Source organism: Delftia sp. ZNC0008 (assembly GCF_000799035.1).
Lineage (GTDB): Bacteria > Pseudomonadota > Gammaproteobacteria > Burkholderiales > Burkholderiaceae_C > Comamonas > Comamonas tsuruhatensis.
Map to the genome: position 1 here is coordinate 1 of NZ_JTKZ01000721.1, position 10,637 is coordinate 10,637.

Consider the following 10,637-nt stretch of genomic DNA (forward strand, 5'->3'; position numbering starts at 1 on the left):
CCATGGCATCCGTGCCGCCGCCCGGGGCCGAGCCCACCAGCATGCGCACGGGCCGCGCGGGCCAGTCGGGCGGGGTTGGCGGGGTTTGAGCGGTGGCGAGCGAGGGCAGCAGGGCGGCTGCGGCCAGCAGGATGCGGCGTTGCATGTCTTGTCTCCGGTGCTTTTGTTGTGGGCCCATGCTAGGCAGGCAATTGATTGCCGTAAACTGAAAATTGCTGATGAATGGATAACTCCAGGCAATCAATTCAAAGGGACTTCCATGGGCTCCATCGACCGCAGGGACAGCACGCCGCAACTGCTCAACCGCCTGCGCATGCGGCAGGTGGCGCTGATGCTGGCCATAGAGGAGCAGGGGACGCTGCGCGGCGCTGCAGCCCGGCTGGGCCTGAGCCAGCCGGCGGCCACCAAGATGCTGCATGAGCTGGAAGGCGCGCTGGGCCTGCCGCTGTTCGAGCGCGTGGGCCGCGGCCTGCAACTGAACGCCGCCGGCGAGCGCGTGACGGGCTACTTCCGCCACCTGCGCGGCGGCATGGAGGCGCTGAACCGCGAGCTGCAGGAACTGCGCGAAGGCAGCGCGGGGCGGCTGGCCGTGGGCAGCATCATGGCGGCGTCGCCGGGCCGCCTCACGCAGGCGCTGCTGGCGCTCAAGCGCCAGTGGCCGCTGTTGTCCATCGAGGTGGCCGTGGACACCAGCGACCGGCTGCTGGCGCAGTTGCAGGACGGGGTGCTGGAGGTGGTGGTGGGCCGTCCGGCCGGGCCGTCCGACGCGGATCACCGGTTTTGCTCGCTCGATGATGAGGCCCTGTCCATCATCGCGGGCTGCGGCCATCCGCTGGCGCGTGCCCGCAGCGTGAGCTTTGCGCAGCTGCAGGCCCATGGCTGGGTGCTGCAGCCGCCGGGCAGTCCCATGCGCGCGCTGATCGACCAGGAGTTCCAGGCCCACGGCCTGCCGCTGCCGCGCGGCCTGATCGAGACGGGCTCCATCCTCACCACCATGAACCTGGTGCGCAACTCCGATCTGGTGGCCGTGATACCGCAGGCCGTGGCCCGCGACCATGCCGAGCACGGCATGGTCCGCATCCTGCCCTACCGCATGCGCCGCAACCTGCAGTCCTACGGCAGCCTGGTGCGCCGCGACCGGCCGCTGAGCCAGGCGGCCGCCAGCTTTCTGGCGCTGTTGCACGGGCAGGAGCCGCCGCCGGCATCCGCGCCCTAGCCGATGTACCGCACCAGATGCGGGCTGACCCGCTTGCAGTAGCTCTTGCAGACGCGGCGCAGCACTTGGGCGGTGTCGGTGACGCCGGGCGGCGGGCTCTTGGGGTACCAGGTGGTGATGCGAAAGGAGGGCGGCGTGGGCAGATCCAGCTCCACCAGCTCCCCGCTTGCCAGCTGCGGCGCCACCAGCATGCCGTGCATGATGGCGACGCCCAGGCCCTCGCGCACCAGCGAGACCAGGGCCGCCAGCGAGGGCGATCCCGAGATGCGCAGATCGCTGGAGACCATGCCGCTTTGCACGGCCAGTTGCTGTGCCATGGCCACGGCCTGCTCGTAGGGGCCGGTGCCGCGCATCTGTGTCAGCAATTGCTTGCCCAGCGCCTTGTGCAGTCCATCCTTCCTGGGCACCAGGCCCCGCCTGGCAATCCAGTGCACGGGCACCTCCAGCAGGTTTTCGACCACGGCGAACTGGGGGTCCACGCCGCTGCCGGTGCGCACGATCAGGTCCAGGTCGCGCCGCATCATCTGCTCCGACAGGTGGGTGCTCAGATCGACGGTCAGGTCCAGCTCGATGTGCGGCAGGCTGGCGCCCATCGCCTTGACGAATTCGGGCAGGAAGGTGTGTACCGCCGTCTCCAGCACGCCGACCCGCAGGCGGCAGCCGATGGCGTCGTCGGACCTGGCGGCACGCTCCAGGGTGCGTGCGGCTTCAATGACGGCCTCCGCATGCCGCAGCAGCCGGGCGCCGGCGTCGGTGATCTGCAGCGTCTTGCGGTCCCAGTGGAACAGGGTCACGCCCAGGTCCGACTCCAGCCCGCGTATGCGCATGGAGACGGCGCCGGGGCTGGCGTGGACCAGTTCGGCCACGCGGCGCACGCTGCCGATGCGTGCCAGCAGCACAAAGGTTTCCAGAAAGCGGATGTTCATGGGGGTCTGCGCGGGCTGCGGTGGCTGTTCAGTTTTTCTGGGAGAGGCTGCGCACAATTCCTGAGTGGACCGGTGGCCTGCTGCTTTTTACATTGGGAGGCATCTCCACTCAATAGAGGCTCACCCATGACGCACTGGACCCATCCGACCGAGTTCCGACAGGAGGTGCGCGCCGGCCGCTTTCGCGGGCAGACGGCCGGGCAGTGCCCCGGCTACACCCAGGGCAACCTGGCGATATTGCCGCGCGAGTGCAGCGAGGAGTTCCTGCGCTTTGCTCGCCTCAACCCCAAGTCCTGCCCGCTGATCGGCGTGACCGAGCCCGGCAGCAGCCGCGTGCCCGAACTGGGCGATATCGATCTGAAGACCGACCTGCCCTCGTACTGGGTGTTTCGCGATGGTCACAGGGCCGAGCAGGTGAATGACCTCACGGAGCTGTGGCGCGACGACCTGGTGGGCTTCGTCATCGGCTGCTCCTACTCCTTCGAGGACGCGCTGCGCGAGGCGGGCGTGCCCGTGCGCCACATCGATGAAGGCCGGGGCGCGCCCATGTTCATCACCGACATTGCCAACGGCCAGGCGGGCCGGTTCGGTGGCCGGATGGTGGTCAGCATGCGGCCCATGACGGCCGCCCAGGCCATCCGTGCGATCCAGGTGACTTCGCGCTTTCCCAGCGTGCATGGGGCGCCCGTGCACCTGGGCGATCCCGCGCAGATAGGCATTGCCGACATCGACAGGCCGGACTTCGGCGAGCCCATGGCGCTCAGGCCGGGAGAGATTCCCGTGTTCTGGGCCTGCGGCGTGACGCCCCAGCAGGCCATACGCTCGGCGGCCCTGCCATTCGCCATCACGCACGAGCCGGGCCACATGCTGGTGACGGAGTTGCGCAACAGCCATCTGGCCGCGTTCTGACGGCCTGCCTGCCTGGCATGGGTCCGCTTCGGCGGGCCTTTTTCTTTGCGTCGCTGGCCGGCAAGGGGCCGCTCCTGTTCAGTTTTCGTGAACAGAGGGGGCGAAAACTTCTCGATGGACGCGGTCCAGGGGCACTTTTAGATTGGACGCCAGTGGTGGGCACCGGCGGAGGGCCGTGCTCCAGGCCACGGTTTTCCTGACTTCAACTTCGAGACAAACGGGTTCCGACACCATGCAAGAACGCTCCACTCCCCATGACAGGCGCTGGCAATTCTGGATAGACCGTGGCGGCACATTCACCGACATCGTGGGCAAGCGGCCCGATGGCAGCCTGGTCACGCACAAGCTGCTGTCGGAGAACCCCGAGCAGTACCGGGACGCGGCCGTGGCCGGCATCCGCCACCTGCTGGGGCTGGCGCCGGGCGAGCCGGTCCCCGCCGATCAGGTGGAGTGCGTGAAGATGGGCACCACGGTGGCCACCAATGCGCTGCTGGAGCGCAAGGGCGAGCCCACGCTGCTGGTGACCACGCGGGGCTTTCGCGATGCGCTGCGCATCGCCTACCAGAACCGTCCGCGACTGTTCGACCGCCATATCCAGTTGCCCGAACTGCTCTACAGCGAGGTGGTCGAGGCCGTGGAACGTGTGGATGCCCATGGGAAGGTGCTGCGCGAGCTGGACGGGCTGCACCTGCACACGGCGTTGGCCGCAGCCCATGCGCGCGGCCTGCGCAGCGTGGCCATCGTCTTCATGCATGGCTACCGCCATACGCGGCATGAGCAGATGGCGGCGCGCATTGCGCGGCAGTTGGGTTTCACGCAGGTCAGCACTTCGCACGAGACCAGTCCGCTGATGAAGTTCGTGAGCCGGGGCGATACCACGGTGGTCGATGCCTACCTGTCTCCCATCCTGCGCCGCTATGTGCAGCAGGTGGCTGCAGAGATGCCGGGAGTGCGGCTGTTCTTCATGCAGTCTTGCGGAGGGCTGTCCGACGCGGGCAGTTTTCAGGGCAAGGACGCCATCCTGAGCGGGCCGGCCGGAGGCATCGTGGGCATGGCGCGCACGGCGGGCCTGGCCGGGCACGACAGGGTCATCGGTTTCGACATGGGTGGCACATCCACCGACGTCAGCCACTATGCAGGCGCCTTCGAGCGCGAGTTCGAGACCCAGGTGGCCGGCGTGCGCATGCGCGCGCCGATGATGAGCATCCACACCGTGGCCGCCGGCGGCGGCTCGGTGCTGGCCTATGACGGTTCGCGGTTCCGCGTGGGACCCGAGAGCGCGGGTGCCCATCCCGGCCCGGCGAGCTATCGCCGCGGCGGTCCCCTGGCCGTGACCGATGCGAACGTGATGGTCGGCAAGGTCCAGCCGCGCTACTTTCCCAGCGTGTTCGGGCCTGCCGCCAACGAGCGACTGGACGGCGAGGCCGTGCGTGTCCGCTTCGAGGAACTGGCGCGGCAGACGGGGCGCACTCCCGAGGACGTGGCCGAGGGCTTCATCCGCATCGCCGTGCAGCAGATGGCCAACGCCATCAAGAAGATCAGCGTGGCGCGCGGCTATGACGTCACGCGCTATACGCTGCAGTGCTTCGGCGGCGCGGGCGGCCAGCATGCCTGCCTGGTGGCCGATGCGCTGGGCATGTCCCGCGTGTTCGTGCATCCGCTGGCCGGCGTGCTCAGCGCCTACGGCATGGGCCTGGCGGACCAGACCGTGATCCGCGAGCAGGCCATGGAGCTGGCGCTGACTGCCGAGGCCCTGCCGCTGATCGCCGAATGCCTGGATGCGCTGGGCACGGGCGCGCAGGCGGAGCTGGAGCGCCGGCAGGTCGGCGCAGGCCCTGTGCAGGTGCGGCACAACGTGCATGTGCGCTACGAGGGCTCCGATTCCGCCTTGGTCGTGCCCTTTGGCTCCCTGCCGGGCATTCAGTCGGCTTTCGAGTCGGCCTACCGCCAGCGTTTCGCCTTTCTGATGGCGGGCAAGGGCCTGGTGGTGGAAGCCGTGTCGGTCGAAGCCGTGATTGCGGGCGATGCGCCCGGCGAGCCGGTGCTGCCGGAGCATCCGCCGCGCGAGCATCCGCGCCGCGAAACCGTGCGCATGTACTCCGGCGGCGCCTGGCATGGCGCGGCCCTGGTGGTGCGCGAGGACCTGCGGCCCGGCGACGTCATTGCCGGCCCGGCCATCATCGCCGAGCGCAACGCCACCACCGTGATCGAGCCTGGCTGGTCGGCCAGGCTCACCGGGCTGGATCACCTGGTGCTGGACCGGGTGGTGCCGCGCAAGGTCGAGTACGCGGCCGGCACGACGGTGGACCCTGTGCTGCTGGAGGTCTTCAACAACCTGTTCATGAACATCGCCGAGCAGATGGGCCTGCAGCTGCAGAACACCGCCTATTCGGTGAACATCAAGGAGCGGCTGGATTTCAGCTGCGCGCTGTTCGATGCCCGGGGCCATCTCATCGCCAACGCGCCGCACATGCCCGTCCATCTGGGCTCCATGGGCGAAAGCATCCAGACGGTGATCCGCAGGAATGCCGGGCGCATGGCCCAGGGCGATGTCTACGTGCTCAACGACCCCTACCAGGGCGGCACCCATCTGCCGGACATCACCGTCATCACGCCGGTCCATATCGCCGGCGAGGCATCTCCGACCTTCTACGTCGGCAGCCGGGGCCACCATGCCGATGTGGGCGGCATCACGCCGGGCTCCATGCCGCCGTTTTCCACGCGCATCGAGGAAGAGGGCGTGCAGATCGACAACTTCAAGCTGGTCGATCGCGGCGTGCTGCGCGCCCAGGAGATGGTCGAGCTGCTGCAAAGCGGCGAGTACCCGAGCCGCAACCCGCAGCAGAACCTGGCCGACCTGAAGGCCCAGATCGCGGCCAATGAAAAAGGCGTGCAGGAGCTGCACAAGATGGTGGCGCAGTTCGGCCTGCCCGTGGTGCAGGCCTACATGGGCCATGTGCAGGACAACGCAGAGGAGTCGGTGCGCCGCGTCATCACGCGGCTCAGGAACGGGCAGTTCACGCTGCCGCTGGACAACGGCGCGCAGATCCGCGTGGCCGTCACCGTCGATACGGCCGAGCGAAGTGCCGTCATCGATTTCTCGGGCACCAGCGTCCAGCAGACCAACAACTTCAATGCGCCGCGCGCCGTGTGCATGGCGGCCGTGCTCTATGTGTTCCGCACGCTGGTGGACGACGACATTCCGCTCAACGCGGGCTGCCTCAAGCCTTTGAAGGTCATCATTCCCCAGGGCTGCATGCTCAACCCCAATGCACCGGCCTCGGTGGTGGCGGGCAACGTGGAGACCTCCACCTGCATCACCAATGCGCTGTTCGGCGCGCTGGGCGTGATGGCGGGCAGCCAGCCCACCATGAACAACTTCACCTTCGGCAATGCGCACCACCAGTACTACGAAACCATTGCCGGCGGCAGCGGCGCGGGCGCGGTGCTGGACGCCGAGGGCCGGGTGGAGCGCGGGTTCAACGGCACCAGCGTCGTCCAGACGCACATGACCAATTCGCGCCTGACAGATCCGGAGGTGCTGGAGTTCCGCTTCCCCGTCATGCTGGACAGCTATGCCATCCGCGAAGGCTCGGGCGGCAGCGGGCGCTGGCATGGGGGCAGCGGCGGTGTGCGGCGCGTGCGCTTCCTGGAAGCCATGACGGCCAGCATCCTGTCCAACGGACGCCTGAACCCGGCCTTCGGCATGGCGGGCGGCCAGCCGGGACAGCCGGGCATCAACCGTGTGCTGCGCGCCGATGGCCAGGTCGAGGCGCTGGAGCACATCGGCGCCGTGCAGATGCAGCCCGGCGATGTGTTCGAGGTCTGCACGCCGGGGGGCGGCGGCTACGGAACGGCGGCCTGACACGCCGCCTGCAGGGGTCTGTCCGGGTGGTGGATGAGGGCCGCCCGGCCAGGCCTGGTTCATCACCGATGCAATGCCATTGAAGGCAAGACGCTTCTGCATACCGAAGCGCAAGGAGACTGAAAAATGACAAGCCTTGACAATGCCAAGCCCCTGGCTGGCGAACAGTCGCAGGGCAGCTGGCTGGGCCAGCTCGAACCCCGGGAAAAACGCGCACTGACGGCCTCGTTCGGCGGCTACGCGGTCGATTCCTTCGACTACTACACGCTGCCCTTGGTCACGCCGATCCTGCTGTCGCTGTGGGGCATGAGCAAGACCGAGGTCGGCCTGATCGGCACCTCGACCCTGGTGGCCTCGGCCATCGGCGGCTGGATGGCCGGCATCCTGGCGGACCGCTACGGGCGTGTGCGCGTGCTGCAGTGGACCATCCTCGTGTTCGCGCTTTTCACCTTCGCCTGCGGCCTGGCGCAGACACCGGGCCAACTGCTGCTGGCCCGCACGCTGCAGGGCCTGGGCTTTGGCGGCGAGTGGGCCGTGGGCTCGGTGCTGATCGCCGAGACCATACGGCCGGCCTTCAGGGGCAAGGCGGTGGGCCTGGTGCAAAGCAGCTGGTCCATAGGCTGGGGCGCGGCCGTGCTGGTGTCCATGGCGCTGTTCTCGTTTCTGCCGCCCGAGATGTCATGGCGGGCCATGTTCCTGCTGGGCCTGCTGCCGGCCCTGCTGATCCTGTACATACGCCGCACCGTCAAGGACCCCGAGGTCTACCTGAAGACCCGCGCCGCCGTGGGCCGGGGCGAGCGCAGCGGGCACTTCCTGGACATCTTCAAGGGCGGCATGCTCAAGACCACGGTGCTGGCCAGCCTGATGTTCACCGGCATGCAGGGCGGCTACTACGCCATTGCCGTGTGGCTGCCCACCTTCCTGAAGAACGAGCGCCACCTGACGGTGCTGGGCTCGGGCGGCTACCAGTTCATGTTCATCTTCGGCGCCTTTGCAGGCTACCTGTGCGGTGCCTACGCCTCCGACCGGCTGGGCCGGCGCCTGGCCTTCACGCTGTTCGCCATCGGCGCCGGCAGCCTGGCCTATGCCTATACGCTGCTGCCCATCACCGATGCCTGGATGCTGGTGCTGGGCTTTCCGCTGGGCTTTTTCATGTCGGGCATCTTCAGCGGCGCCGGAGCCTTCCTGGCCGAGCTGTTCCCCAACGAACTGCGCGGCTCCGGCCAGGGCTTTTGCTACAACTTCGGCCGCGGCATCGGGGCCACCTTCCCTGCGCTGGTGGGCGTGCTCAGCGACCGGCTGGGCCTGTCGCTGGGCATGGCCATCGGCATCTGCGCCACGGCGGGCTACGTGATGGTGGTGTTGTTTGCCATGTGCCTGCCGGAGACGCGAGGCCGGGATCTGGCCGCGCAGTGAAGCGCTGGCCAGACCGGCCCCGGCACGCTCAGTAGCTGCCCATGTAGTCGCGCTTGCCGACCTCGACGCCGTTGTGGCGCAGCAGGGCATAGGCGGTGGTCACATGGAAGAAGAACTGCGGCAGGCCGTAGTGCAGCAGGTAGGCGCTGGCGGTCAGCTTCTTTTCCTTGGGCGTGCCGGGGCGCAGCACGATCTCGCGGGACTCGCTTTGCGCGAACTGCTCGGGTGCGAACGAGCCCACATGGTCCAGCGCCTTGGCGATCAGCGCCTGCAGTTCGGCAAAGCTGGTCTGCGTGTCGGGCCACGAAGGCACCTCGGCGCCGGCCAGGCGCGAGGCGATGCCCTTGGCGAAGTCCGCAGCAATCTGCACCTGGCGCACCAGCGGGAACATGTCGGGGAACAGGCGGGCCTGCAGCAGGGCGTCGGGATCGATGTTCTTCTGCGCGGCGTGTTCCTCGGCCTTTTTGAGCACGTCGGACAGGGCCTTCAGCATCTGCTGCAGGACGGGAATGGAGGCGGTGTACAGGGGGCTGGTCATTGCGGGCTCGCTAAGGATTGTGAAGGGCTGGCAATCGCATGCATCTGCATCCATCGCCAGCCGGCACAGGCTAACAGCAACTGCTTTCACTTGCCGCCTGCGCTAGCATGCGCGCCATGCAAATTCCTGAAGCCGCTCCCTCGTTCGCAGGCCTTGGCCAGGCCGGATTCGGCGCCGCCATCTTCGACATGGACGGCCTGCTCATAGACTCCGAGCCCTTCTGGAAGCGTGCCGAACGCGAGTCCTTTGCCGAGGTCGGCATCGACATCACGGCCGAGATGTCCCGCGTGACGGCGCCCATGACCACGGCGCAGGTTGCCGCGCACTGGTACGCCCACCGGCCCTGGCAGGGGCCCAGCCAGCGCGAGCTGGAGAGCCGCGTGGTCGCGCGCGTGGCGGCCCTGGTCAGCGCGCATGGACAGGCCCTGCCCGGCGTGCGCGAAACACTGGGCGCCTGCCGCGCCCTGGGCTGGCGCGTGGCGCTGGCTTCGAACTCTCCTTTGTCTTTGTGCCACCACACCCTGGATGCGCTGGGCCTGCGGCCGGCGTTCGACGCCATCGTCTCGGCCGAGCAGGTGGTGCGCGGCAAGCCCGCGCCCGACATCTACCACTTCGCGGCGCAAAGCCTGGGCGTGCCGGCCGGGCGCTGCCTGGTGTTCGAGGACTCGGTCTCGGGAACACATGCGGCGCGGCAGGCCGGCATGACCGTCATCGCCGTGCCGTCCGAGGACCAGTGCTTCGACGCGGCGCAGCCTGCGCCGAACTGGGTGGTGCCCACGCTGGTGGCGCTGCATGGGGCAGCGGACCGGTAAGGCATCCGCAGCACCCGCATCGCATGGCGCGTGCCGGCCGCAAGGGTGTTGATGAGAACCATTCTCAGTACAATCGCCGCCCGTGCCGTTCTTCTTCGTCCTGTCCGTTTCCCATGCTGGCCTGCCTGCCCGCGTCCAGACCGCCGTGCCGGGAGCCTGCCCGTGAGCGCGCGCGTGCCTGGCGCGGACGATGATGCCGCCCCCTCCCTGCTGGCCCGCGTGTATGCACGCTGGCACCAGCCTCTGCGCCGCCTGCTGGGCCGGCAGATGCGCAACCGCGAGGATGCCGAGGATGCGGTGCAGGAGGTCTTCGTGCGCTATGCGGCCTCGGGCAAGGCCCTGCCGCCCGATGAGCAGGAGCCCTATCTGCGCGTGATCGCCCGCCATGTATCGCACGATGCCTGGCGCCGCTCGGCGGGCGCGCCGGGGCGCGAATCGGTCTCGCTGGATGAACACATGGAACTGGCGCAGCAACTGCCGGCCGGCGAAGGCTCGGACCCCCTGCAGGCGGCGCACCACCGCGAGCGCCTGTGCCGCCTGGAGCAGGCCATGGCCGAGCTGCCCGAGCGCCGCCGCGAGGCCTTCGTGCTGCACAGCATCGACGGGCTCACGCAGACCGAGGTGGCGCAGCGCATGGGCATCTCGCGCCGCATGGTGCACAACCATGTGACGCTGGCCATGGCCTATTGCGAACTGCGCGTGCAGTACGGCAGCGCCGAAGACATGCGCCTGATGCAGGGCCTGCTGGCGCAGGCCGCGACGGACGGGGAGGGCCGGGAATGACGCTGACCCCGCAACGCCTGCAATTGCACGCCCGCGCCGCCGACTACTTCGCCCGCCGCCGCGAAGCCGACTGGACCGGCGCCGACGAGCGCGAACTCGACGCCTGGCTGGCCGCCGACCCGCAGCACCGCAGCATCTTCGAGAGCCTGGGGCGCACGGTGCTGGACCTGCA

9 protein-coding genes and 1 pseudogene are annotated in these 10,637 nt (G+C 68.4%); 7 read left to right on the forward strand and 3 right to left on the reverse strand.

Annotated elements, in window-relative coordinates; translation table 11 throughout:
• Window positions 1-145: pseudogene (locus L995_RS33400) on the reverse strand (tripartite tricarboxylate transporter substrate binding protein); the annotation flags it as partial.
• Window positions 146-259: 114 nt separating this feature from the next.
• Between L995_RS33400 and L995_RS23425 the strand changes: the two are divergent.
• A complete protein-coding gene (locus L995_RS23425; protein WP_047473884.1) occupies window positions 260-1,216 on the forward strand; it encodes a LysR family transcriptional regulator in 957 nt (318 codons plus the stop codon).
• On the opposite strand, the gene L995_RS23430 is transcribed toward L995_RS23425, so the two are convergent.
• Entirely contained in the window at window positions 1,213-2,142 is a 930-nt protein-coding gene (locus tag L995_RS23430) for a LysR family transcriptional regulator (protein ID WP_016447520.1), read from the reverse strand. The two genes, L995_RS23425 and L995_RS23430, sit on opposite strands and share 4 nt — an antisense overlap.
• Before the next feature lie 126 nt (window positions 2,143-2,268).
• Between L995_RS23430 and L995_RS23435 the strand changes: the two genes are divergently transcribed.
• From L995_RS23435 to L995_RS23445, 3 genes are all read left to right on the forward strand, one after another.
• On the forward strand, window positions 2,269-3,051 hold the full coding sequence (locus L995_RS23435) for a putative hydro-lyase (RefSeq protein ID WP_047473885.1): 783 nt from the start codon (window positions 2,269-2,271) through the stop codon (window positions 3,049-3,051).
• A 232-nt stretch (window positions 3,052-3,283) separates the two neighbouring features.
• Entirely contained in the window at window positions 3,284-6,916 is a 3,633-nt protein-coding gene (locus L995_RS23440; protein ID WP_047473886.1) for a hydantoinase B/oxoprolinase family protein, read from the forward strand.
• Between the two features lie 126 nt (window positions 6,917-7,042).
• The gene (locus L995_RS23445) at window positions 7,043-8,332 is read left to right on the forward strand and encodes an MFS transporter (protein WP_047473887.1); all 1,290 of its coding nucleotides are present in this window, start codon (window positions 7,043-7,045) and stop codon (window positions 8,330-8,332) included.
• Window positions 8,333-8,360: 28 nt separating this feature from the next.
• Here L995_RS23445 and L995_RS23450 read toward each other — a convergent pair whose 3' ends face one another.
• On the reverse strand, window positions 8,361-8,870 hold the full coding sequence (locus L995_RS23450; protein ID WP_047473888.1) for a DUF1993 domain-containing protein: 510 nt from the start codon (window positions 8,868-8,870) through the stop codon (window positions 8,361-8,363).
• Between the two features lie 116 nt (window positions 8,871-8,986).
• On the opposite strand from L995_RS23450, the gene hxpB reads away from it, so the two are divergent.
• The 3 genes from hxpB to L995_RS32290 form a co-directional block, all read left to right on the forward strand.
• Window positions 8,987-9,682 carry a hexitol phosphatase HxpB gene (hxpB, locus tag L995_RS23455; RefSeq protein WP_231574515.1) on the forward strand — a complete coding sequence of 232 codons (696 nt, stop codon included), beginning with the start codon at window positions 8,987-8,989 and terminating at the stop codon, window positions 9,680-9,682.
• Between the two features lie 162 nt (window positions 9,683-9,844).
• Window positions 9,845-10,465 carry an RNA polymerase sigma factor gene (locus L995_RS23460; protein WP_047473890.1) on the forward strand — a complete coding sequence of 207 codons (621 nt, stop codon included), beginning with the start codon at window positions 9,845-9,847 and terminating at the stop codon, window positions 10,463-10,465.
• Window positions 10,462-10,637 (forward strand): FecR/PupR family sigma factor regulator (locus L995_RS32290; protein ID WP_156136118.1); only part of this gene is annotated, 176 nt, incomplete at its 3' end. The genes L995_RS23460 and L995_RS32290, both read left to right, overlap by 4 nt.